The 23,263-nt window shown below is 37.1% G+C and carries 26 protein-coding genes; 22 read left to right on the plus strand and 4 right to left on the minus strand.

Annotation, left to right across the window (positions count from 1 at the left end):
• Positions 1 to 16: 16 nt before the first annotated feature.
• The 3 genes from rsgA to IV36_RS00420 are packed head-to-tail and all read left to right on the plus strand — an operon-like array spanning position 17 to position 2,204.
• The gene (rsgA, locus tag IV36_RS00410; protein WP_056990209.1) at positions 17 to 892 is read left to right on the plus strand and encodes a ribosome small subunit-dependent GTPase A; all 876 of its coding nucleotides are present in this window, start codon (positions 17 to 19) and stop codon (positions 890 to 892) included.
• A 9-nt stretch (positions 893 to 901) separates the two neighbouring features.
• The gene (gene rpe, locus IV36_RS00415; RefSeq protein ID WP_056990210.1) at positions 902 to 1,555 is read left to right on the plus strand and encodes a ribulose-phosphate 3-epimerase; all 654 of its coding nucleotides are present in this window, start codon (positions 902 to 904) and stop codon (positions 1,553 to 1,555) included.
• Position 1,556: 1 nt separating this feature from the next.
• Positions 1,557 to 2,204: a thiamine diphosphokinase gene (locus tag IV36_RS00420; protein WP_056990211.1), complete on the plus strand. Its 648-nt coding sequence runs from the start codon at positions 1,557 to 1,559 to the stop codon at positions 2,202 to 2,204.
• Positions 2,205 to 2,432: 228 nt separating this feature from the next.
• Here IV36_RS00420 and rpmB read toward each other — a convergent pair whose 3' ends face one another.
• A complete protein-coding gene (gene rpmB, locus IV36_RS00425) occupies positions 2,433 to 2,618 on the minus strand; it encodes a 50S ribosomal protein L28 (RefSeq protein ID WP_003690663.1) in 186 nt (61 codons plus the stop codon).
• 233 nt (positions 2,619 to 2,851) lie between these two features.
• On the opposite strand from rpmB, the gene IV36_RS00430 reads away from it, so the two are divergent.
• The 14 genes from IV36_RS00430 to rplS all read left to right on the plus strand — a co-directional run bounded on the left by IV36_RS00430 (position 2,852) and on the right by rplS (position 18,017).
• The gene (locus IV36_RS00430) at positions 2,852 to 3,214 is read left to right on the plus strand and encodes an Asp23/Gls24 family envelope stress response protein (protein ID WP_003690665.1); all 363 of its coding nucleotides are present in this window, start codon (positions 2,852 to 2,854) and stop codon (positions 3,212 to 3,214) included.
• Positions 3,215 to 3,249: 35 nt separating this feature from the next.
• Positions 3,250 to 4,941: a DAK2 domain-containing protein gene (locus tag IV36_RS00435; protein ID WP_056990212.1), complete on the plus strand. Its 1,692-nt coding sequence runs from the start codon at positions 3,250 to 3,252 to the stop codon at positions 4,939 to 4,941.
• A gap of 221 nt (positions 4,942 to 5,162) precedes the next feature.
• The gene (gene recG / locus IV36_RS00440; RefSeq protein ID WP_056990213.1) at positions 5,163 to 7,202 is read left to right on the plus strand and encodes an ATP-dependent DNA helicase RecG; all 2,040 of its coding nucleotides are present in this window, start codon (positions 5,163 to 5,165) and stop codon (positions 7,200 to 7,202) included.
• 15 nt (positions 7,203 to 7,217) lie between these two features.
• Entirely contained in the window at positions 7,218 to 8,240 is a 1,023-nt protein-coding gene (gene plsX / locus IV36_RS00445) for a phosphate acyltransferase PlsX (RefSeq protein ID WP_056990214.1), read from the plus strand.
• 3 nt (positions 8,241 to 8,243) lie between these two features.
• Entirely contained in the window at positions 8,244 to 8,486 is a 243-nt protein-coding gene (gene acpP / locus IV36_RS00450; protein ID WP_003690512.1) for an acyl carrier protein, read from the plus strand.
• Positions 8,487 to 8,642: 156 nt separating this feature from the next.
• A complete protein-coding gene (gene rnc, locus IV36_RS00455; protein WP_056990215.1) occupies positions 8,643 to 9,332 on the plus strand; it encodes a ribonuclease III in 690 nt (229 codons plus the stop codon).
• Positions 9,333 to 9,371: 39 nt separating this feature from the next.
• A complete protein-coding gene (gene smc, locus IV36_RS00460) occupies positions 9,372 to 12,938 on the plus strand; it encodes a chromosome segregation protein SMC (protein WP_056990216.1) in 3,567 nt (1,188 codons plus the stop codon).
• 2 nt (positions 12,939 to 12,940) lie between these two features.
• Complete coding sequence (ftsY, locus tag IV36_RS00465; RefSeq protein ID WP_056990217.1) at positions 12,941 to 13,951, plus strand: signal recognition particle-docking protein FtsY; 1,011 nt, start codon at positions 12,941 to 12,943, stop codon at positions 13,949 to 13,951.
• 24 nt (positions 13,952 to 13,975) lie between these two features.
• Entirely contained in the window at positions 13,976 to 14,314 is a 339-nt protein-coding gene (locus IV36_RS00470; protein WP_056990218.1) for a putative DNA-binding protein, read from the plus strand.
• A gap of 15 nt (positions 14,315 to 14,329) precedes the next feature.
• Positions 14,330 to 15,763: a signal recognition particle protein gene (ffh, locus tag IV36_RS00475; protein ID WP_056990219.1), complete on the plus strand. Its 1,434-nt coding sequence runs from the start codon at positions 14,330 to 14,332 to the stop codon at positions 15,761 to 15,763.
• A 93-nt stretch (positions 15,764 to 15,856) separates the two neighbouring features.
• Entirely contained in the window at positions 15,857 to 16,129 is a 273-nt protein-coding gene (gene rpsP / locus IV36_RS00480; RefSeq protein ID WP_003690523.1) for a 30S ribosomal protein S16, read from the plus strand.
• A gap of 185 nt (positions 16,130 to 16,314) precedes the next feature.
• Complete coding sequence (gene rimM, locus IV36_RS00485; RefSeq protein WP_056990220.1) at positions 16,315 to 16,824, plus strand: ribosome maturation factor RimM; 510 nt, start codon at positions 16,315 to 16,317, stop codon at positions 16,822 to 16,824.
• Positions 16,824 to 17,561 carry a tRNA (guanosine(37)-N1)-methyltransferase TrmD gene (gene trmD, locus IV36_RS00490; protein ID WP_056990221.1) on the plus strand — a complete coding sequence of 246 codons (738 nt, stop codon included), beginning with the start codon at positions 16,824 to 16,826 and terminating at the stop codon, positions 17,559 to 17,561. The genes rimM and trmD overlap by 1 nt, the downstream gene beginning before the upstream one ends.
• Positions 17,562 to 17,669: 108 nt before the next feature.
• The gene (gene rplS, locus IV36_RS00495) at positions 17,670 to 18,017 is read left to right on the plus strand and encodes a 50S ribosomal protein L19 (protein ID WP_003690530.1); all 348 of its coding nucleotides are present in this window, start codon (positions 17,670 to 17,672) and stop codon (positions 18,015 to 18,017) included.
• Between the two features lie 249 nt (positions 18,018 to 18,266).
• Here rplS and IV36_RS00500 read toward each other — a convergent pair whose 3' ends face one another.
• Positions 18,267 to 18,659 carry an ImmA/IrrE family metallo-endopeptidase gene (locus IV36_RS00500; RefSeq protein ID WP_056990222.1) on the minus strand — a complete coding sequence of 131 codons (393 nt, stop codon included), beginning with the start codon at positions 18,657 to 18,659 and terminating at the stop codon, positions 18,267 to 18,269.
• A 17-nt stretch (positions 18,660 to 18,676) separates the two neighbouring features.
• Positions 18,677 to 18,997, minus strand: coding sequence for a helix-turn-helix domain-containing protein (locus IV36_RS00505; protein WP_056990223.1), 321 nt, complete (start codon positions 18,995 to 18,997; stop codon positions 18,677 to 18,679).
• A 217-nt stretch (positions 18,998 to 19,214) separates the two neighbouring features.
• Between IV36_RS00505 and IV36_RS00510 the strand changes: the two genes are divergently transcribed.
• Complete coding sequence (locus IV36_RS00510; RefSeq protein WP_156648616.1) at positions 19,215 to 19,409, plus strand: MarR family transcriptional regulator; 195 nt, start codon at positions 19,215 to 19,217, stop codon at positions 19,407 to 19,409.
• A gap of 311 nt (positions 19,410 to 19,720) precedes the next feature.
• On the opposite strand, the gene IV36_RS11815 is transcribed toward IV36_RS00510, so the two are convergent.
• Complete coding sequence (locus tag IV36_RS11815) at positions 19,721 to 19,840, minus strand: DUF4044 domain-containing protein (protein WP_082623679.1); 120 nt, start codon at positions 19,838 to 19,840, stop codon at positions 19,721 to 19,723.
• A gap of 223 nt (positions 19,841 to 20,063) precedes the next feature.
• Between IV36_RS11815 and dapG the strand changes: the two genes are divergently transcribed.
• From dapG to rsmH, 4 genes are all read left to right on the plus strand, one after another.
• Positions 20,064 to 21,263 carry an aspartate kinase gene (gene dapG, locus IV36_RS00515; protein ID WP_056990224.1) on the plus strand — a complete coding sequence of 400 codons (1,200 nt, stop codon included), beginning with the start codon at positions 20,064 to 20,066 and terminating at the stop codon, positions 21,261 to 21,263.
• An 18-nt stretch (positions 21,264 to 21,281) separates the two neighbouring features.
• Positions 21,282 to 21,623 carry a DUF3397 family protein gene (locus IV36_RS00520; RefSeq protein WP_056990325.1) on the plus strand — a complete coding sequence of 114 codons (342 nt, stop codon included), beginning with the start codon at positions 21,282 to 21,284 and terminating at the stop codon, positions 21,621 to 21,623.
• A 235-nt stretch (positions 21,624 to 21,858) separates the two neighbouring features.
• Positions 21,859 to 22,290: a division/cell wall cluster transcriptional repressor MraZ gene (gene mraZ / locus IV36_RS00525; RefSeq protein ID WP_056990225.1), complete on the plus strand. Its 432-nt coding sequence runs from the start codon at positions 21,859 to 21,861 to the stop codon at positions 22,288 to 22,290.
• Positions 22,291 to 22,305: 15 nt separating this feature from the next.
• The gene (gene rsmH / locus IV36_RS00530) at positions 22,306 to 23,256 is read left to right on the plus strand and encodes a 16S rRNA (cytosine(1402)-N(4))-methyltransferase RsmH (protein ID WP_056990226.1); all 951 of its coding nucleotides are present in this window, start codon (positions 22,306 to 22,308) and stop codon (positions 23,254 to 23,256) included.
• Positions 23,257 to 23,263: the final 7 nt, after the last annotated feature.

Raw genomic sequence — 23,263 nt, forward strand, 5'->3', positions numbered from 1 at the left:
AAGGCAGGGTGATTTATTGTTAAGAGGTCAAATTCGACAATCGTTGAGTGGATATTATGATGTTGATATGGAAGGCATTACTTATCGAACACGTGCACGTGGAAATTTCCGAAAAAAAGGTGAAGCTCCACTCGTGGGTGATTGGGTAGAATTCAAGGCTGAGAATCAAAATGAGGGTTACATTTTACGAATAGAAAAGCGAAAGAATGAATTAATACGACCACCAGTAGCTAATATTGATTATGCAATTGTGGTAACGGCTTGTAAGGAGCCCAAGTTCTCTTCAAATTTATTGGATCGTCAGTTAGTGATGCTTGAGAAGAATCAAATTACGCCGTTATTGTTTTTTTCAAAGGCAGATTTATTAACTGAAGAAGAGTTTCTAGAGATAAAACAAGTTGTAGCGGACTATCAAAAAATATATGACTGTCAATTAGGGAGCCTTGATTCTGTCGTAGCACTTACAGAAAAATTTCAGCAGAAGACGGTTGTTGTAATGGGACAGACCGGTGCTGGCAAATCAACATTACTGAATAATCTTCAACCAAAACTCAAGTTAGAAACTGGTGAAGTTTCGAAGGCTTTGAGTCGAGGAAAACATACAACGAGAAAAGTGACACTCTTACCCATAAAGGGAAATTTAATTGCAGATACCCCAGGTTTCTCATCCTTTGACTTATTGGAGATAAAAAAAGAGGAATTGGCAAAATATTTTCCGGATTTTCAAAACTATGCTGCAGGATGTAAGTTCAGAAGCTGTATTCATTTGAATGAACCAGGATGTAAAGTCAAAGAGGCTGTGAAAAATGGTGAGATTAAGTCAAGCAGATATGAAAATTATCAACAGTTTCAAGAAGAAATAAGTAAGCAAAAGGTAAAATATCGAAAATGAGGTGTTAGGATGAAAATTGCTCCTTCAATTTTAAGTGCTGATTTTGCAAATTTAAAAGATGACGTAGAAATGACGGCTCGGGCTGGTGCTGAATACTTGCACATTGACATAATGGATGGCCATTTTGTGCCCAATCTCTCATTTGGCGAACCAATTTTAAAGGCAATTCGACCGTATTCAAAACAAGTCTTTGACTGCCATCTGATGGTTGAAAATCCTGAAGAATATGTTGCAATTCTTGCAGATGCAGGTGCTGATGTATTGGGAGTACATTATGAAGCAACTCCGCATATTCACCGAGTCTTACAGCAAATCAAGGAGGCTGGATGTAAAGCAGAAGTTGTAATCAATCCTGGGACACCTGTGATCGTTCTCGAAGATTTGCTGGAAATGGTAGATGCGGTTTTGATTATGACTGTTAATCCAGGATTCGGGGGCCAGAAGTTTTTACCGGGTATGCTTTCAAAAATTCAAGCTTTGAATCAGATTAAGAACGACAAAAAACTTGATTTTGATATTGAGGTTGATGGGGGCATCAACAGTGAAACGATTAAACAATGTCAACAAGCAGGGGCTACAATTGCGGTGGCTGGATCGTTTGTGTTTAATTCGACTGATCCAGTTGAAAAAATACAATTATTACACAGGGTGACAGGTGATTAGAGTGGAAATAAATCTATTAGTTGGAGGCCCAATCAGTGAATGGCCGGAAGAACTGCTGAAAAAAGAGGATGATAAGATCTGGGTTGGTGCAGATCGTGGGGCCTTGCGGTTAATTCGGAATGGCATTCAACCAACAATCGCAATTGGTGATTTCGACTCTTCGACAAAAGCAGAACAAGATCTGATTAGGGAAAATAGTAAGAAAGTTTACACTGCTAAACCTGAAAAAGACGACACTGATACGGAGCTCGCATTAAAAATTATATTTAAGAGTTTTCAAGATATTAGTAGAATAAACATATTCGGTGCCACTGGCGGTAGGATAGACCATCTTTTGGCTAATTTGTTTTTTGTGTTAAGGAAACCATTTTATGAATATGCAGATAAAATTTTTATTTTTGATCGTTTTAACACTATTAACTTCTATAAACCAGGTACTTATACTATTCAAAAGGAAAATGACAAGAAGTATTTGGCATTTGTTCCATTGACTAGTGTCGAAAAACTAAGTTTGCTTGATGAAAAATATCGTTTGGATAAAAGAGATTTTAAATTTCCCATATCGTTGGCAAGCAATGAGTTTGTGGGTGAAAAAGGAAGCTTTAGTTTTGTAACCGGGGTTGTGTGTGTGATTCAAAGCAAGGATTAGGCGAAACAAGGAATATTGTAAAAAAATAAACTTTTTAGTTGACCAGAATATGCGAAGGAGTTTCTGTTTTAAACAGAGACTCCTTCATTTTTTTATTCGTTGAACGAAATTCACTTACAAGTGAAGTTGATATCATAATTTCAGTAAATTTTAAAAAGCTTAGAGGATATAATCGACATATTTGCAAATAAAATAAAAAAAGACCCGTAAAAAACGAGTCTTCAGTGTTTAAACACGAGTAACTTTACCGGATTTCAATGCACGAGCTGAAACCCAAACCTTCTTAGGTTTACCATCAACCAAGATGCGAACTTTTTGCAAATTTGGTTTCCATGAACGGTTTGTTTGGTTTAAAGCATGTGAACGTTTCTTTCCGAAAGTTGTTTTACGGCCAGTAATAAAATCTTTTGCCATTATTAGTTCCTCCTTTAATGATAGGATTCAAAGCATACGTACTACTTACTCACTAGAATAAGTTATCATAATTAACGAATGATTGCAAGAATTTTCTGTAAAGTAAAATAACTTGGCAGATAAGTTATTGTTTTTTGCTTGAAATTGTCACAATCATGCGGTATAGTGATTTGTCGTATTTTATGCTAGAATAATACTAGTGATTGTGTGTTAAATTAAGGAGGCTGTATCTAATGGCTGTAAAAATCAAAACGCAATTTGGAAATATTGATATCAATAATGATGTTATTGCAACAGTTGTTGGTGGTGCTGCGACTGAAATATTTGGAATTGTCGGAATGGCAAGTAAAAACCAGATTAGAGACAATCTTAATGAAATTCTGAAACGAGATAACTATTCAAAGGGTGTCGTTGTGCGTCAAGAGGATGACGGAGTTGCAGTTGATGTGTATATAATTGTAGGTTATGGCACAAAGATCTCTGAAATTTGCCGTAATGTGCAAGACAAGGTTAAATATAATTTGGAAACCATGTTAGGAATAACAGCTAATTCGGTCAATGTTTTCGTACAGGGTGTACGAGTCATTGAAGAATAATTGAGTGTTATGGGGACCAAGGAGGATAATTGAATTTGAAAGTCACAGAAATAACTGAGACGCATTTTAGAAAGATGGTTGCGGTCAGTTCAAAAAGATTAAGTAATAACGCAGAGTTTATTAATTCATTAAATGTGTTTCCTGTCCCAGATGGAGACACGGGAACGAATATGAGCCTTTCTTTTGCCAGTGGAGCAAAGTATGTGGCTGAATCTACTGCTAACACAGTAGGTTCTTTGGCTGTGGCCTTAGCTAAGGGACTACTAATGGGTGCTCGTGGAAATTCAGGAGTAATATTATCTCAGATATTCCGTGGATTTTATAAAAGTACAGAAAAGAAGGACAGCCTAAATGCTGCCGATTTGGCTGCGGCTTTGACTGCGGGTGTTGAGACGGCATATAAGGCTGTAATGAAACCCACTGAAGGAACAATCTTAACGGTTGCACGCGAAGCTGCTAAGGCGGCTAACAAGGCAGCCAGTGAGAGCGACGATACTGTCGTAGTTATGGAAGCTGCCTATGAAGCTGCAAAGAAAGCATTGGCAACTACTCCAGATTTATTACCAGTGTTGAAAGAAGTCGGGGTAGTCGACTCTGGTGGACAGGGTCTTACTTTTGTGTATGAAGGCTTTTTTGATGTACTTTCTGGGAATAAACGTGCTGAAGACGACGCACATCAGCCAAGTGTCGAAGAAATGGAAGAGATGGTGAATGCGGAACATCATAAGAGTGTTCAAAGTCAGCTTAGCACAGAAGATATCAAGTACGGATATTGTACTGAAATAATGGTTAAGCTGGGTGCGGGGCGCCTAGTCGATTCAAAATTTGATTATGATGAGTTCCGCAATCACTTAAGTGAAATTGGTGATTCATTATTGGTAATTGCTGATGACGAAATTGTCAAAGTACATGTTCATACTGAGCATCCAGGGGATGTTATGTCTTATGGACAGCGTTTTGGATCTTTGATTAAGGTCAAAGTTGATAACATGCGTCTACAACATGAGACGATTTTGGAACATGATGAGCAAGAAGAAGGCAAAGAGGAAACTGAAAAAGGTGCAAATAGTGATGGGTATGGCATTATTGCAATTGCTTCAGGCAAAGGTGTCGCTAACTTGTTTAAGAGTTTGGGTGCTACCTATGTTTTGAATGGTGGTCAGACAATGAACCCAAGCACACAAGATATTGTTGATGCAATTAAGAAGGTCAAAGCCAAAAAGATCATTATTTTACCAAATAACAAAAATATTTTCTTGGCTGCTGAGCAAGCCTCAAAAGTTGCGGATGTACCGACAAAAGTTGTTGCAAGTAAGACAATTGCTCAAGGAATGACGGCATTAATTGCATTCAATCCCGCAGAAAATTTGGATGAAAATGCAGCAAACATGAGTGATGAGATGGATTCCGTGAAGTCAGGTCAAGTTACTGTTGCAGTTCGTGATACAACTATTGAAGGAAATATAATCAAGAAAGATGATTATATGGGGATTATCGATGGAAAAATTGAGTTGACGAATCCAGACAAAGTTGATGCGGCTATTCAGATGGTAGGGAAAATGCTTGATGATGATAGTGAAATCGTTACGATAATTGTTGGTCAAGACGGTACTTCGGCAGAAGCTGAAAGTATCAAAAAGGCAGTTCTAGATATTGATGAAGATCTAGAAATCGAGATTCATCAGGGTGATCAGCCTGTATATCCATATCTAATTTCTGTTGAATAATGATTTTCATGATGATGGAGCTGGGTCAAAAGTTTAACTTTGACCTGGCTCCTCTATTTGTTCCAGATAAACGTGTTTGTTACATAAGTCAAAATTTTCCGTCTGGTCTCGGATTACTCATAGCAAAGGATTTATCGCGTTTGTAATTTAGATTCAGTGCTCAAATTTTACGACTTATGTAATGTTTCTATTTTTGGGTCATTTAAAGAGAGGTGATGTTTTTGGCAAGACAACTTAGTGATTCGGTGGCAGTTCTGTCAGGTGTTGGTCCTAAGAAAGTTCAAGCACTGAACAAATTGGGCATAAATACCATTGAAGACCTGTTAACTGCATATCCATTCAGATATGACGATTACGCTGCGCGTAAGCTTGCGGAAATTGGCGATCAGGAAAAGGTAGCTTTAAAGGGAACCGTTGCAACAGAACCAGTACTGAGTCGCTTTGGACGCCAGAAAAATCGCCTGAATTTTAAGCTTTTGGTAGAACACGATGTGATTATGGTGACTTTTTTTAATCAAGGATATTTGCGTTCTAGAATTGAGTTGGGTAAAGAATTAACTGTTTATGGCAAATGGAACCATAAAAGACAAAGCTTAACAGGTATGAAAATATTGGCAGACGAGAACAGTAATGAGCTTGGCGGAGTATACCGTTCTTCGAAGGAGATCAAACAGTCCCAGGTAAAAAAATTAATAGAGCAGGCATATGATGAGTATGAAGATGCAATCGTTGATATTATTCCGGATTATCTGGCAAAAAAATATCATTTGCTTTCACGAAGAGAAATTATTCATGAGATTCATTTTCCAAAAGATCAAAAATCTGCGAAATTGGCACGCCGCAGCGGAACTTTTGAGGAATTTTTTCTTTTTCAAGCTCGAATGCAGTATATCAAGGAAAATGACAACATTAATGAAGGATTGAAAATTGACTACAAACTTGGAAAACTAAAGCAGTTTATTGCAAGTCTACCTTTTGAATTAACAAATTCACAGAAAAAAGTCGTGAATGAGATCTGCCACGATTTGCATATGCAAAGACACATGAACAGGTTGCTGCAAGGAGATGTTGGCTCAGGAAAGACGATTGTTGCAGCAATTATTATGTATGCAGCTATTACAGCAGGATTCCAAGCCGCATTAATGGTCCCAACTGAGATATTAGCTCAACAGCATGCTACAAAGTTGGCACAGTTGTTCGAGCCTATAGGGGTTACTGTGGCACTCTTGACGAGTTCGACTGTAACGCGAGTGGCACAAAGACGTGAATTATTATCCAATTTAAAAAAAGGGACAATCAATCTTGTAGTCGGGACACATGCGTTGATTCAACCAGATATTGAGTTCTTGAATCTTGGCCTGGTTGTAACAGATGAGCAACATCGTTTTGGTGTCGGGCAAAGACAAATCCTCAGGGAAAAGGGAAAGTCACCTGATGTATTAATGATGACTGCAACCCCGATTCCACGGACATTGGCACTGACAACTTATGGAGAAATGGATGTTTCCACGATTAGAGAGTTACCAAAGGGACGCAAAGCTATTCGGACCCAGTGGGTGAAGAACCGTCAATTAGCGAGTGCCTATGAGTTTCTCGAGCGTGAGTTAGCTAATAATTCACAGGCATATATCGTCAGCCCTTTAATTGAAGAATCTGAGGCAATGGATTTGAAAAATGCTGAGGAAATATTCAATAAAACAAATGAACGTTTAGGATCGCGATATCAAGTTGGGCTTCTTCATGGTAAAATGAGCAGTGAAGAAAAAGAAAAGGTAATGTCCGCTTTTAAGGGGCACGAGATTGATGTGCTGGTAGCAACTACAGTAATTGAAGTGGGAGTTGATGTGGCTAATGCGACTGTCATGATGATTCTTGATGCTGATAGGTTTGGTTTGGCACAGCTCCATCAGCTGCGGGGTCGAGTCGGCCGAGGAGATAAGCAATCCTATTGTCTTCTCGTTGCTGATCCCAAAAATGAATATGGGATCGCACGGATGCAGATAATGACAGAAACAAATGATGGATTCGTAATTGCACAAAAGGACTTGGAGCTTCGAGGACAAGGCGATATTTTAGGAAATAAACAATCTGGGATGCCTGAGTTTAAATTAGGTGATCCAATCGCTGATTTGCGAATATTACAGATAGCAAAAGAAGAGGCACAGCAAATAATCAGCGATGAACACTTTAAACAAAAAAAAGAAAATGGAGAACTGATAAAGTATTTGAATCGAACTTTATTGGGAACATCATTTGACTAAAGAGGGATGGATTTAATGAAAATTGCAGTTGATGCTATGGGTGGAGATAACGCACCTCAAACGGTTGTTGAAGGGGTTGAGCGAGCAAGAGATGAATATAGTGATCTTGAATTCAACCTCTATGGTAAAGAAAGTGAAATTAAGAAGTATTTAAAGGATCAATCTCGAATTCAGATTATTCATACTGATAGTGAGATTGACATGAATGATGAACCTGTTCGAGCAATTCGGCGAAAGAAGGATTCATCAATGGTTTTAGCTGCAAAGGCAGTTAAAGATGGCGAAGCCGATGCGTTCTTTTCATGCGGTAATACAGGTGCACTTCTTGCTGCCGGATTGTTGATTGTTGGAAGAATCAAAGGAATCAGTCGTCCTGGATTACTTTCCACGCTTCCGATGATTTCAAAGGGTGATGGAGCATTAAATCTGTTGGATAGCGGTGCAAATGCCGATAATAAACCTGAACATCTTTATGAATATGCGATTCTTGGTAAGTACTATGCACAAAAGGTCAGAGGAATTGCTAATCCAAGAATAGGCTTGCTGAACAATGGGACTGAGGAACACAAGGGTAGCAAGACTACACAAGAAGCATATCAATTATTAAAGGCAAATCCAAATTTGAATTTTGTTGGTAATGTAGAATCTAATTCTATTCTGAAAGATGTAGCAGATGTAGTGGTTGCAGATGGTTTCACTGGCAATGCTGTTTTAAAAGCAATTGAAGGGACTGCCTCGGCCACAATGCATTTGTTGAAGGATTCAATTATGAGTAGCGGGGTATCAGGCAAATTAGGGGCATTGTTACTCAAATCGACTTTTAGCGAATTAAAAAATAAGATGAATCAATCACAGTATGGTGGAGCTGTTTTGCTTGGTGTTAAGGCACCTGTTGTGAAGGCCCATGGTTCAAGTGATAGTGCAGCTGTCTATTATACATTGAAGCAGATTCATAAAATGTTGGAAGAAAAAATGATTCCTGATTTAGTTGCGTATTTCGAAGAAGCAGCAAAAAAAACAGATGGTGTGGAGGAATAAAAGATGACAGAAAAAGAAATTTATGACAAGATTGTAAAAATTATTAACGAACGCTTTGATGTTGAGGAAGACAAGGTAACCCCTGATTTGAACTTCTCAACGGACTTGAATGCCGATTCAATAGATATTGTTGAATTTGTGCTTGAACTTGAAGATACATTCTCGGCTGAAATACCTGATGAAGATGCAGAAAAATTAATCACTGTCGCAGATGCAGTTAAGTATATTGCGAATCACCAAGAATAGTCACTGACATTTAAACTTCTGGAAGATAGATTGCAGCAGGGAAAATCCTGGGTGGTAATCTATCTTTTTTTAGAAGAATGACTGTCATGCTTTGTTCAGATAGATATGTAAGGGTATAATATAAAGTATTAAGTTGTAAAAAGGAGAAGACAAAAAGTGATAATCGGATTAGTACAAAAGCTAAAAAACGATTTTGAAATAGATTTTAAACGACCTGAGCTACTTGATGAGGCATTTACACATGCTTCATATGTTAACGAGCATCCCAAGGAGCATCTAAAGTATTACGAACGAATTGAATTCTTGGGAGATGCCGTAATGCAGCTTTGTGTCTCTGAATATTTGTATCGCCGCTATCCTGGAATGTCGGAAGGAAAGCTTTCACGGTTACGTGCAGCAATGGTTTGTGAAGATAGTTTCAGTAAATTTGCAAAAGAATGCAATTTTGATGAGTATATCAGACTTGGTAAGGGTGAAGAAAAGGCAAATGCAAGGCAAAGACCGGCCTTGTTGTGCGATATTTTCGAGGCTTTTATTGGAGCATTGTATCAAGACCAAGGGAAAAAAGCAGTAGAAAAATTTATTGCAAAAGTTGTTTTTCCTAAATTGGATTTGGGATGGTTTGATCACTTGTTAGATCATAAGACGGAATTGCAAGAACTATTGCAGGAAAAAGGTGAGGTAACCATCACTTATGATGAAGTTGCTGATCTTGGACCAGAACATGACAAAATGTACACAATGGCCGTTAGCGCTGATGGTAAGGTTTTAGGAACAGGCAGTGGACATTCAAAGAAAGAGGCCGAACAGGCAGCTGCAAATGCTGCATTAAAATCTTTAAAGTAAAGAAGCCTATATAGTAAGGAAATAAAGGGGCAGTGCTGAATGAAGTTAAAGTCACTGATAATCAATGGCTTCAAGTCTTTTGCAGATAAAACACAAATTGATTTTCAAGATGGGATGACAGCAATTGTCGGACCAAATGGAAGCGGTAAGAGCAATGTAATTGAAGCGATTCGCTGGGTCTTAGGAGAACAGTCTGCTAAGAATCTTCGTGGTGAAAAAATGCCAGATGTAATTTTTGCTGGGACAGATACTCGTGCACCTCTTAACCGCGCAGAAGTTGAGATTATTTTTGATAACAAGGATCACTATTTGCCGTTGAATGAAGACGAGATTGCAATTGCGCGTAGAATTTATCGTAATGGTGATAGCGAATTTTTATTGAATGGAAAACAGGTTCGCTTGAAGGATATCACAGGTCTGATGTTGGATACAGGGCTTGGAAGAGAATCATTTTCAATTATTTCTCAGGGACGCGTTGAATCAATCTTTAATAGTAAGCCTGAGGAACGCCGGGTGATCATTGAAGAAGTCGCCGGTGTTTTGAAATATAAAAAAGAGAAGCAAAAGGCACAACAAGAATTGGCTGAAACTGCAGATCATTTGAATAGAGTTGCAGATATTGTTGTGGAACTACAAAAGCAAAGAGAGCCATTAAAAGAGCAGAGCAGTATTGCAAGGGATTATCTAGAACAGAAAAAAGATTTTGATCATTATAACTTAAGTAAGTTAGTTCTAGAAATTGCTGAGAATAAGCAGAAAAAAGTTGTATTTGAAGGCGAAATTGCACAGTTAGAGGCAGTTAAGGCTAAAAATAAAAAGCAGATTGAGCAATACGAGTCGTCTGTTAATTCATTGCATAAGAAGCAAGACGAATTGAATCACAATCTTGATCGCTTGCAAGAAGAAGCAGCACTTTTAACTGGTCAAAAAGAACGTTACAGTGGGAAAAAAGAAATTACACAAAAGGAAAAAGATTATCAGTTACAAAAAGTTACTGAGGTTAAGGCACAAAAGAAATTAAACCAGAAAAAACTGAAACAAGTAGAAATTGAACACACGGAATTAATGAAACAGATTAAAAGACTTACAGAAGAACAAACGGAATTGCAAAGAAAAGTCACTGCTTTAACGGAACTGCATGAGTATGATGCAGACCAGATTGCAGCTGAAATTGAAGACTTGAGACAACGAATAATTACAAAGATGCAAGAGCAGACGTCTTTAAAAAATCAGGCTTTATATCTTACAAAAGAAGAGCAAAGAAACAGGGCAAGTAAAGATATTTTCCTCAAGAAAACAAAAAAACAGCAGGAAAATATTCAGACTCTTAAAAAGAAAATAGACGATCTGAGTTTAATTTACGAAGAAAAATGCAAGCTGTTAGAAATTGAAAGCAAACGCTTTGAAACTGAGCAAGATGAGTTGTCAGGTTTACAAGTGAAGCTGCAACAGCAAAAAGACAACTGGTATAAGGCATTAGCAATTGTTCAACGTGCACAGGCACAACATGATAGCCTAAAGAATATTGATGATAATTTTGCCGGTTATTATCGTGGTGTCAAGGAAATTCTGCAGAAAAGAGCAAAATTTGCTGGAATTATTGGTGCAGTTGCAGAACTGTTGGATGTTCCTTCAAATATTGCATATGCAATTGAAATTGCTTTAGGAAGCCAAACTCAAAATGTTGTTGTTGAAAACGAGCAGGCAGCAAAGGCCGGTATAAATTATTTAGTAAAGAATCGTTTGGGAAGAGTTACTTTTTTGCCACGGACTACAGTGAGACAGCGAAAAATAAGCAAGTATCAATCTGAGACATTAGCAAAAATTCCGGGTGTTCTTGGAATTGGTAATCAGCTGGTAAAGTGTGCTACAGAGGATCAGCCAATCTTAAATTATTTACTGGGTACAACAGTCATTGTGAAGGATATTGATATTGCGGTGGATGTTGCAAGGAAGCTTGACCATAGTTTACGGATCGTTTCGCTAGCAGGTGATGTTGTTAATCCTGGCGGTGCAATGACCGGTGGGGCAAATAAGCAAAAAAATAGTGGACTAATAGAGCAAAAAGAGCGAATCAAGACATTAGAAAATGATCTTGCCGAAATGAAGCAAAAGATGAAAAAGATTGAACTTCAGGGTGCCAATGCAAAAAAAGATTTTGAGCAAAAAAAAATAGATGTTCAAATGATTGAAAAAAATTTGGTTGCGAAAAAAGAAGAAAGCCATAACATAGAATCTCAACTTGTACTTTTGAAAAATCAATTAAGGGATTTAAAAGAGGCTCTTGAGCTACAACAAAAAGAGTTTGAACAGGAAATAAAAAATGATGCATTTGTTGCGAATAAGGATTCTCTTGCTGAAAAGCAGGCTATTTTAGAGCAAAAAATAAATACACTTAGGGCTGATTTTGACAGCAAGAAGAATATGCTTGCAAAGCTAAATGAAGTTAAAGAACAAAATACACAAAAGGGCAATGATATGAAACAACGTTTGGCAATTGTCACAGAAAGATTGAGTTCTTTAAATGAAAAAGCTGCTGCTAATAAAAAACAGATTAATGAGTACCAAGATGCACTTCAAGATGAACAGAAAATATTAGACGAGATTGACAATAAGCAAAAAATTGACTCTCTAAAATCTGAGGAAATAGTACAACAACTGCGACAGATTAACGAAAAACAAGAGTCAATTGCTATTAAGCTTGTAAAGGGTAAAAAATTGCGAGCCGATATTCATGAACATCTGCAGTCAAATGAAACTGAATTGACAAGAGTTAATAACCTGCAGGAGCTAACATTTAATGAGCAGCGTGAACAGAGTATTAAATTAAGCAAGGTAAATGGTATACTTGATCAGAGCCTGTCCGAACTAGCACAATCATATGAATTAACATATGAGGCTGCAAAGGCCCAAAATAAAGAACATGATTTGAAACACGTATTGCAGAAGTTAAAGCTGCTGCGGTTAGGTATTGAAGAACTAGGACAAGTTAATGTCGGTTCAATTGATGAATATGAACGTGTAAATGAACGATTTGAGTTTCTATCAATGCAGCAAAATGATTTGTTAGAAGCAAAAAAACAGTTGCAAAAAAGTATGCAAGAAATGGATAATGAAGTTAAAGTCCGTTTTGGAAACACATTCAAGGCTGTTGCGGATGCATTTACCGAGGTCTTTCCACAGATGTTCGGTGGTGGGAAAGCATCTCTGAAATTAACTGATTCAAGCGACCTATTGACAACAGGAATAGAGATCATGGCACAACCACCTGGTAAAAAACTGCAGAAATTATCTCTATTGTCGGGAGGAGAAAAGGCATTGACTGCATTGACATTGCTCTTTGCCATCCTGAAAGTAAAACCAGTGCCTTTTGCAATTCTAGATGAGGCGGAAGCAGCCCTAGATGATGCGAATGTAGATCGTTATTCATCATATTTGCAGAACTTTCATGACCAGACACAATTTATTATTATTACACATAGAAAAGGGACGATGAGTCGAGCTGATATCTTATATGGAGTGACGATGCAGGAATCGGGCATATCAAGGACGGTTTCAGTTTCTCTTGAAAATATACTCGAAGAAAATGTCGCTAAAGGGGGATAAAAATGGGCTTTTTTGATAAACTTAAACATGTTTTTAGCGGTCAGGAAGAGGACAAACAGACCGTTGAGGAACAAAAATATGAAAAAGGACTGGAGAAATCACGCAAAACTTTTGGTGATAAACTCAATGAACTTTTTGCAAACTTCCGCAGTGTTGATGAAGAATTCTTTGAAGAATTGGAAGAAAAGTTGATTGAGGCTGATGTCGGCTTTGAGACTGCTGTCAAGATTAGTGAGGAGCTTCAAGAAGAGGTAAAGCTGCGCAATGTAAAAGATAAAAAGGATGTTTCAAATGCGATTATTGAAAAACTTGTTTCGCTATATGAAGCAGAAGGAACGACAGAAGATAATTCATTACACTTTTCCCAGAACGAACCAACTGTTTTTCTCTTTGTGGGTGTTAATGGTGTCGGGAAGACGACAACAATCGGGAAACTTGCCCATAGGTATCAGCAGGAGGGAAAGAAGGTTTTACTTGCTGCGGCGGATACATTTAGAGCTGGTGCAATTGAGCAGCTTGTTGAATGGGGAAGACGAGTGGATGTTGAAGTTGTTCGAAAACCTGAAAGAAGCGATCCAGCAGCAGTTGTTTTTGATGCCGTTCGGAAGGCCAAGAATGAGAATTATGATATTTTATTGGTAGATACTGCTGGCAGGCTGCAAAATAAGGTTAACTTGATGAACGAGTTGGGTAAGATTGCACGAGTGATTACTCGTGAATTACCGGATGCGCCACAAGAAGTTTTATTAGCCTTGGATGCAACTACTGGTCAAAATGCATTAACGCAGGCAAAACAGTTTAAGGATGTCACGAATGTGACAGGGATTGTTTTGACTAAGTTGGATGGAACCGCTAAAGGCGGAATTGTCTTAGCGATTCGTAATGAATTACATCTTCCGGTTAAACTTGTTGGACTGGGTGAAAAAATGGATGATTTGCGTGACTTTGAACCAGTCGAGTTTGTTTATGGGCTCTTTAACGGGTTGGTGGAGGCTCCAAAAGAAGAAAATTAATCTGGTTGAAGTAGGTGACGAGCGATGGCAATTGAAAAAACAAATAGGATCAACGCTTTATTTGAATTTTATGAACCGCTTTTGACTAGTAAACAGATGGAGTATCTTGCCTTATATTATCGGGATGATTACTCACTTGGTGAAATTGCTGAAAATTATCAGATTTCAAGACAAGCTGTGTATGATAATATAAGAAGGACGGAAACAATCCTTGAATCCTATGAAAAGAAACTTCATCTGTTGCAGAATTTTCAGGAACAAAGTCAAAGGACTGATGAGCTTCAGAGTTATGTTCAAAAAAATTATCCAGATGATAAGGTTTTAAGCAGGTTAGTTGAACAATTAGAAGAATTAGAAGAATGAAAGTTGGTGGATTAAGTGGCATTTGAAGGATTAACAGAGCGACTTCAGAATGCAATCAGCAAGTTGCGGAAAAAAGGTAAGATCAGTGAAGCTGATGTACGAGAAGTCATGCGTGAAATTAGGCTTGCATTACTCGAAGCCGATGTAAATTTCCAAGTGGTAAAAGATTTCGTTAAGACAGTTAGAACTCGTGCGATCGGTGCAGAGGTTCTAGAGAGCTTAACTCCTGCGCAACAAATTGTAAAAATCGTTAATGATGAACTAACCAAAGTCATGGGCGAGGAAGCTGTCGAATTAAATAAATCAGACAAGATTCCAACGATCATTATGATGGTTGGTCTCCAAGGTGCTGGTAAGACAACTACATTAGGTAAATTAGCTTTAAAGTTAAAGAATGAAAAGAAAGCTCGTCCGTTAATGATTGCTGCGGATGTTTACAGACCCGCTGCGATTGATCAGCTGGAAATATTGGGTAAGAGTATTGATGTACCTGTCTTTTCAATGGGAACTGATGTTTCACCAGTTGAAATTGTCAGAAAAGGGCTAGAATTAGCTGCTGAGAAGAAAAATGATTATGTGTTGATCGATACTGCTGGTCGTTTGCAAATTGATGAATTATTGATGGATGAACTTGCTCAAATCAAGACATTGGCACAACCAGATGAAATCTTATTGACAGTTGATGCAATGACAGGGCAAAATGCAGTTGAAGTTGCCAAAGGTTTCAATGAACAATTGGATGTTACAGGTGTTGTATTGACCAAGTTAGATGGTGATACACGTGGTGGTGCTGCATTATCAATTCGTGCGGTTACCGGCAAGCCTATTAAGTTCATTGGTCAAGGTGAGAAAATGACTGATTTGGATGTATTTTATCCAGATAGAATGTCATCACGTATCTTAGGAATGGGTGACATGCTGACCTTGATTGAAAAGGCGCAGCAAGATTTCGATGAGAAAAAAGCTCAACAAATGCAAGAAAAGATGCGTGAGAACAGTTTTGACTTCAATGATTTTATTGATCAAATGGAGCAAGTTCAAAAAATGGGGCCAATGGAAGATATCATAAAGATGATTCCTGGGATGGCAAATAATCCTGCAATTAAAAATTTAAAAGTTGACCCTAAAGACATTGAGCATCTTAAAGCTGTTGTATATTCAATGACTAACGAGGAACGCGAAAATCCAGATCTATTCAATCCTAGCCGGAGAAAAAGAATTGCTGCCGGCTCAGGTCGTCCAATTCATGAAGTTAACAGAATGATTAAACAATTTAACGAGATGAAGAAGATGATGGGGAAGGTTTCTAAGGGAAACTTTGAAGGCATGGAAGGTATGTTTGGCAATGGTTTATCTGGTAAACTTGCAAAAATGTCAATGAATTCTATGGCACGAAAGAATAAGAAGCGCAAACTTAAGCGTTTGAAGAATAAAAAACGCAGGAAATAAATTTTTTTGTATCTGTCAAGAAATAATCCTTTACACCAAGCCAAAATACTGTTATATTATTAACGTTAAGAAAGTTAATAGGAGGTGTAGTTAATGTCAGTTAAAATTCGTTTAAAACGTATGGGTTCTAAAAAGCGTCCATTTTACCGTATCGTTGTTGCAGATTCACGTTCACCACGTGATGGTCGTTTCATCGAAACAGTTGGAACATACAATCCATTAACAGAACCTGAAAGTGTTACACTTAAGGAAGAAAATATTTTGAACTGGTTGAGCAATGGAGCACAACCTTCAGATACAGTACGTAATATTCTTTCAAAGAATGGTGTCATGAAGAAGTTCCATGATGCAAAATTCAGTAAATAATAAGACTTATTGCATATAAAAAGACCCTTAATTGTAATCTTAACTTATGTGCTTTGATAGTTGAATATTTGTAATAATTGGCTATACTGTATGTTTGATTAAGAATTGTATATAATTAGTGAATCCCTTTAGATGAAGCAGTGATGTTTTATTTGGGGGATTTTCTTTTTTAAAGAGGTGGAAGAATGAGTTTTTATGAAGTAGGACAGATTATTAACACTCACGGAATACATGGTGAGGTAAAAATTAAAATAATTACTGACTTTCCAGATGAACGCTTCAAAAAGGGCAAAATGTTATATCTACTATTGCCTGATAGGGAACTTGTACTGAAAATTATAGCTGTCCGTAAAGTAAAACAATTTTATTTATTAACATTTGAGAATTATCAGGATATAAACCTAGTTGAGAAATTCAAGGGATTTAAATTGGCAGTTAAAGAAGAACAACAAAAAAAATTAGCTGATAACAACTTTTATCATCATGAAATAATTGGATTGAAAGTATTTGATGAGGAAAACAATGAAATAGGAGAAGTTAGTGAAGTCATGAGTTTAGGTGCTAATGATGTTTGGAGCGTTAAAAGAGTTGGGAAAAAGGACCTACTTTTACCTGCAATTCATGATGTTATAAAAAAGGTCGATATTGCAAATGGAAGCATAATCGTCGATGTGTTAGATGGGTTGGATGATTAATGAAAATCGATATTTTAAGTTTATTTCCGGAAATGTTCAAGGGCCCCTTGGAATCATCCATTGTGGGTAAGGCAATTGAAAGTAAAATCATAGATGTCGACATTACAAACTACCGTGATTTTACAAGCAATAAGCAGCACCATGTTGATGATTATCCGTATGGCGGTGGTGCTGGAATGTTATTACAAGCGCAGCCAATCTTTGATGCCTTGGATTATGTTGAGAAGAAGAGCGACGGATTGGGAAGTGTTATTTTACTTGATCCGGCAGGAAGACAATTTAATCAAAAAGTGGCAGAAGAGCTATCTGCAAAAGATCATCTAACATTTATTTGTGGCCATTATGAGGGTTACGATGAGAGAATTAGGAAGAGAGTCACTGATGAAATTTCATTGGGAGACTATGTTCTAACTGGTGGAGAACTTGGCGCAATGGTAATAATCGATGCTACTGCCAGGCTATTACAGGGTACCTTAGGGAATAAGGATTCTGCACCGGGAGACTCATTTTCAAGTGGTTTGTTGGAGTATCCTCAGTATACGAGACCAGTCTCATATAGGGGGATGGATGTTCCTGAGGTACTTGTTAGCGGTAATCATCAAAAGATTGCGCAGTGGCGAGAATATGAGTCCTTGAGACGAACATTTTTACGAAGACCAGATTTGCTTGCGAAACTAGAATTAACCGAACAACAAAAAATAATGTTGGATGAAATAAGGAGCAACACTAGAAAATAAGCACTTGATAATTATTTTACGGTATGATAATATTGTGAGTGGCTATGCGCCATATTAACAATATTCCGCTGTTGAAAGACAAGAATGTTGGCGAAAGGAAGAAACAAGATGAACCCATTAATCAAAAAAATTACGGAGTCTCAATTACGTAGTGATATTCCAGATTTCCGCCCTGGTGATACTGTTCGTGTCCACGCTCGTATCGTTGAAGGTACTCGTGAACGTATCCAGATTTTCGAAGGTGTAGTTATCAAACGTCGTGGTGAAGGTATCAGCGAAACTTATACAGTTCGTAAGATTAGTAGTGGTATTGGTGTTGAACGTACATTCCCAGTCCACACACCACGTGTTGAGAAGATTGAAGTAATTCGTCAAGGACGTGTACGTCGTGCTAAGTTATATTACTTGCGTGCATTACATGGTAAAGCAGCTCGTATTCCTGAAAGACGTCGTTAATATAACGTTCAAAAAGCCTTGTTTATCAAGGCTTTTTTTGTTTTACAATATTATATTTTTCTTACTTAAAAGGGCGAGGAAGATCACTAAGAGATACATCATGGAAGAGGCACATGCTTGACCTGAAATTGCTGCTGAGATAACGATAATTACATAAATTATTTATTTATTGGTTGTATAAGTATGAAAGGATATATGCGTACAGAAGTACTAAAGTGGTGATTGCTTCTGACTCCTAGACATATAATCTTATAGTGTATTGATCAAAAAACGAACACGATTTTCTAAATGTGCTGGAATTGCGTATTTTTGCATAAAAGATACTACATTTATTTTGTTGTAAGGAGTCTGACTATATAAATGAAAAATGATCTGAAGAGCATAATCGTTGACATAGGATTCAATTTTAAACTTTTGTGCAGGGGTACGATTGTATAAGCGAAGGTCAAGCGGATCGCCATAGATTAGATGGGCCAACTCATGAGCTAATTGAAAAATAAATTGATTAGGATTATGCCAATTTGAATTCATGATAATGCATCTTAAATTATAAACAGCAACTGGCGGAGTCGTAGGGGAAAGTTCTTGCGTCCAAATAATTCTAATATGCTCTTTTTTTGCCAACTCTAATAACTTCTCCAATACTGCATACACCTCACTTATTTTGAAGGCTTATTTCGCAATAGATGACGAATTATTTCTAGTTCATCTTCTGGGATTGCTTTTCCTTCAAATGTAAGTACGCCATCGGGTACGATTGCTAAATCAATTTTGTTTATATTTTTTTCAGAAGCTCGCCCAGTCAAATAATCTAAAGAAACACCAAAATAATCGGCGACTTTTTTAACACGCTCGATAGAAGGAATGCGATGCGACCACTGATAGATAGTATTTCTACCAAAGCCTAATGTTTCTTCAAGTTCGTAAATAGACATATTTCTTTCTTTAGCAAGTTGTTTGATTACTTCCAATGTATTCATTTTAAAACTCCTACTAGATTTTTTATAACTAAAAAGTTAGAAAAATATTGAAATCTAACGTATAAGTTAGTATAATTTACCTAATAACATTATGAAAAAAATGAAACAATATTAAGTTAAGGAAAATTATTTTGATATTACTGGGTTGATTCTATAATAAGATTCGGTAGTCGTCAAATAAATTAGGTAATTTATTAACGAATTGGAGTGGGGTAAAGTGAAATATGATCTTACAGATGCAATATTATTGGGTCTAAAAAGAAATAAGCGAATGAAATTAAAACCAAGTTCACAGTCTGATATAGCTGCTCATTTTGGCCTTTCTAAACCATATGTAAACCAATTGATTAACGGAAGGGTTGCACCAACAGAGAATACTGATGAATGGATCAGAAAATTTGTTTGTATGTAGGAGTGGGATCTTAATACCATAAACTGAAGGCTTGCCAGCCGTCAATTCAAACTAAGAAGATTTACTAACAGAGTTTATATAAAGAAGAAAGGGCGGCATGAGTCGGCAAAATAGCCGGCAAAATCCGGTTACGAATGCAAAATTATGAACATAGGAGTTATTTGTAATGAGTAATTCAGTGTTAGACTCAGAGTTTTAACTTATTGAGCATAATTTATAAAAAATAAAAAAGGAACCAAGTCAAAAGTTAAATTTTGAGCTGGTTCTTTTTTTATGAATTGAAGTTAGCTATTGTCGTAAAATTTAGTTGATTAGTATCCTATTACTGAGAAGATTGCACTCAGAACGATAGTCCCTACAGTAACAATAATCATCAGCCAAACAACTACCATTGTAATTTTTTGGAAACGTGTTTTCTTCTTCTTTGGCACAACAAAATTCACCTTTCGTATAAGCTTTACAATATACTATACTTTTTACTGTGAATTGTGTCAAATAGACTTTATCAGAAACTTTGTATGCAAAGTCTTTCTAAAACAAATTGAATTTGTATAAACTAACAATTATAATTGAATGAGTAAATATAGTAATAAAATTTCATTTATTTATAATTTAAATAACGAAATAAACTGAAACGGAATGGAGTAAAAAGTAATGGAAATTATGGTACAGAAGTTTGGCGGAACATCGGTTCAGGATGATAAGGCGCGACATAAGGCACTAGAACATGTGCGTTATGCCTTAGAAAAGGGATATAAGGTTGTTGTTGTTGTTTCTGCAATCGGAAGAAAAGGGGCACCCTACGCAACTGATTCACTCTTGAATCTTGTAGATGCGGATCAAACAAGCTTGTCAGCACGTGAATTGGATATGATTGTTTCGGTTGGTGAGATTATTTCGACCGCCGTATTTACACAACTGTTGAAAAAAGAGGGTATCTCTGCAACAGCAATGACTGGTCCAGATGCAGGATTTAGAACTAATAATGATTATCAAAATGCTAAGGTTTTGGATGTAAAAACTGACAATATTAATAAGGCTTTTTCCGAAAACGATGTTGTCGTAGTAGCTGGTTTTCAGGGGCTATCAAGAGATGGTCATATGGCAACTCTGGGAAGAGGAGGCAGTGACACCTCTGCAGCACTTTTGGGGGCAGCACTTTCAGCCAAAAGAGTTGATATCTTTACTGATGTTTCTGGGATGATGACTGGTGATCCTAGACTCGTGAAGAAAGCTAAATTTTTGAAAAACGTGAGTTACGAGGAAGTTGCTAATATGGCACATGAAGGGGCAAAGGTTATTCACCCACGCGCCGTTGAAATTGCGCAGCAAGCTCATGTTCCTTTAAGGATTCGTTCAACTTGGGACGGAGTGGATGAGTTAGGAACATTAATCTCAGATAAAAACCTTGCCTTACAAGACTATCGTGGTGTTACGGGGATTGCCCATCAAGTTGGGCTGACACAATTCAGTGTTTTGACAGAGAACCTTTCGGCTGATCAAGTATTTAATTTGTTAGCAGATAATCATTTAAGCGTGGACTTTATTAATATTTTGCCTGAAAAAGTTGTTTTCAACTTAGACCATGAGGAGTCTCAGGTAGCTAAGAAATTACTGCAGAATAAAAACATCACTTATACTTTAGTAGAAAATTGTGCTAAGGTGTCAATTGTAGGTGCAGGTATTATGGGGACACCTGGAATAGCGGCAAAAATTGTAACTGCACTTTCCAAGCATAATATCGAAATTTTGCAAACAACAGATAGTTACACAACCATTTGGGTACTGGTTAAAGCAGCAGATTTAGAAGTAGCGGTAAATGCCTTGCATGATACTTTTTTACTGCGAGATTAGGAAGTATGGGTGATTAAGATGGTTTGGTACCACCAATTGCTACTGATTGTGCTAGTATTTTTGTTTTTAGTAATCTTGAAGAAGTTTTTACCTAAGAAACTACGAAAAAAAATGAGAATTTCTAGTTTAATGATTATTCCTGTGCTGTATTGTATTTTTATGACCTCATTAACGAAATTGGAATTGTCGGTGATTCCATTCTTATTTTTTGGGTTAGGCCTGCTGGGAATTATGATGACACTGGTATATGCATATGTTGAAGGTGAGATAATTTACCGTGTTTTTTTCAAATCATATTTTCTTTTTTGTGCGCTTGCAGTATATGGGGTATTTGTTCCACTATTTATCCTTAGTATATAAACTTATTTTTTCCAAAAGCTGTCTCAGACTTAATTGTTTGGGATGGCTTTTTTAGTGCGTTGATGTATTTGAAGAAAAAAGCCTAAGTATTCAAGGTTTTGGACCATTAAGAAGTCGCTTTTGGACTTGAAAAAAGAATTTAATAATTAAGTGGTAATTTATGGGTGAAAAAGTGGTGTGAAGTGGTGAAATGTGGTAGTATCAAAATATGGTAGTGTCAAGGGAGGTGTCTTACATGTTTATGGGCGAATATCGACACGCAATTGATGAGAAGGGCCGATTAATTATTCCTTCAAAATTTCGTGAAGATTTAGGTGAAGTCTTTGTAATAACACGTGGAATGGATGGATGTCTGTTCGGATATCCTGAATCAGAATGGAATATCTTACAGGAAAAATTGCAAAAACTCCCACTTACTAAAAAAGATGCTCGTTCATTTGTAAGATTTTTTTACTCCGCAGCTACTGAATGTGAGTTCGATAAACAAGGAAGAGTAAGTATCCCAAAGTCACTTCGAAGTCATGCATCACTTGAAAAAAAGTGTGTTGTTGTAGGTGTCTCAAACAGATTTGAAATATGGTCTGAAGCACGTTGGGATGACTTCTCGACTGAGGCAGAAACAAACTTTGATGAAATTGCCGAAAATATGATTGATTTTGGTCTTTAATAATGGAGGATTAACGTGGCAGATTTTGAACATACAACCGTTTTATTGCATGAAGCGGTAGAGGGATTAGCAATTAAACAAGACGGTATCTACGTTGACTGTACCTTGGGTGGCGGTGGACATAGTGGGCTAATCGTGTCTAAGCTGTCTGAAGAGGGACATCTTATATCCTTTGATCAAGACCAAACTGCAATTACATACAATGAGGATAGATTTAAAGATGACTTAGCTTCTGGAAAGATTACGTTTGTGAAATCAAATTTCAGATTTTTAAGTACAAAACTATTGGAAAAGGGCATCACTAGCGTAGATGGAATTTTATATGACTTAGGAGTTTCGTCACCGCAATTTGATAATGCAGATCGCGGATTCAGTTATCGATATGATTCTAAGCTTGATATGCGCATGGATCAAACACAGAATTTGACCGCTGAGAAGATTGTCAATGAATGGCCATACGAAAAATTAGTTCGTATTTTCTTTAGATATGGTGAAGAAAAATACGCCAAATCAATTGCACGAAGAATTGAAAAGGAAAGACAAATTGCACTAATTGAAACCACCGGTCAACTAGTTGAATTGATAAAAGAGTCAATTCCTGCTAGAGCAAGACGTACCGGTGGACATCCAGCAAAAAAAGTTTTTCAGGCGATTAGGATAGCTGTCAATGATGAACTTGGGGCATTGGAACAATCATTAGAAGAAGCCTTAGAATTGATTAATGTTGGTGGAAGAATCAGTGTTATTACATTTCAATCGCTTGAAGATCGTCTAGTTAAGTCGATGTTCAAGGAAAAGAGTGAAGTACAAGACTTGCCGCAAGGTTTACCGGTGATACCTGATGAGTTTCAACCAAAGTTTAAGCTAGTGTCACGAAAACCAATTCTACCGAGTGAAGAGGAACTACTGAATAATCACCGAGCACATTCTGCAAAATTAAGAGTGATTGAAAGAATAAAAAGATAACAATAAA

This window comes from Liquorilactobacillus mali (genome assembly GCF_001437155.1).
In the GTDB taxonomy this organism is placed as follows: domain Bacteria; phylum Bacillota; class Bacilli; order Lactobacillales; family Lactobacillaceae; genus Liquorilactobacillus; species Liquorilactobacillus mali_A.

Bases quoted from the DNA above. Each gene is read 5' to 3' on its own strand.
- rpe (WP_056990210.1), top strand. From the start codon at position 902: ATGAAAATTGCTCCTTCAATTTTAAGTGCTGATTTTGCAAATTTAAAA.
- rpmB (WP_003690663.1), bottom strand. From the start codon at position 2,618: ATGGCAAAAGATTTTATTACTGGCCGTAAAACAACTTTCGGAAAGAAA.
- IV36_RS00430 (WP_003690665.1), top strand. From the start codon at position 2,852: ATGGCTGTAAAAATCAAAACGCAATTTGGAAATATTGATATCAATAAT.
- plsX (WP_056990214.1), top strand. From the start codon at position 7,218: ATGAAAATTGCAGTTGATGCTATGGGTGGAGATAACGCACCTCAAACG.
- acpP (WP_003690512.1), top strand. From the start codon at position 8,244: ATGACAGAAAAAGAAATTTATGACAAGATTGTAAAAATTATTAACGAA.
- smc (WP_056990216.1), top strand. From the start codon at position 9,372: ATGAAGTTAAAGTCACTGATAATCAATGGCTTCAAGTCTTTTGCAGAT.
- ftsY (WP_056990217.1), top strand. From the start codon at position 12,941: ATGGGCTTTTTTGATAAACTTAAACATGTTTTTAGCGGTCAGGAAGAG.
- IV36_RS00470 (WP_056990218.1), top strand. From the start codon at position 13,976: ATGGCAATTGAAAAAACAAATAGGATCAACGCTTTATTTGAATTTTAT.
- rpsP (WP_003690523.1), top strand. From the start codon at position 15,857: ATGTCAGTTAAAATTCGTTTAAAACGTATGGGTTCTAAAAAGCGTCCA.
- rimM (WP_056990220.1), top strand. From the start codon at position 16,315: ATGAGTTTTTATGAAGTAGGACAGATTATTAACACTCACGGAATACAT.
- trmD (WP_056990221.1), top strand. From the start codon at position 16,824: ATGAAAATCGATATTTTAAGTTTATTTCCGGAAATGTTCAAGGGCCCC.
- rplS (WP_003690530.1), top strand. From the start codon at position 17,670: ATGAACCCATTAATCAAAAAAATTACGGAGTCTCAATTACGTAGTGAT.
- IV36_RS00505 (WP_056990223.1), bottom strand. From the start codon at position 18,997: ATGAATACATTGGAAGTAATCAAACAACTTGCTAAAGAAAGAAATATG.
- dapG (WP_056990224.1), top strand. From the start codon at position 20,064: ATGGAAATTATGGTACAGAAGTTTGGCGGAACATCGGTTCAGGATGAT.
- IV36_RS00520 (WP_056990325.1), top strand. From the start codon at position 21,282: ATGGTTTGGTACCACCAATTGCTACTGATTGTGCTAGTATTTTTGTTT.
- mraZ (WP_056990225.1), top strand. From the start codon at position 21,859: ATGTTTATGGGCGAATATCGACACGCAATTGATGAGAAGGGCCGATTA.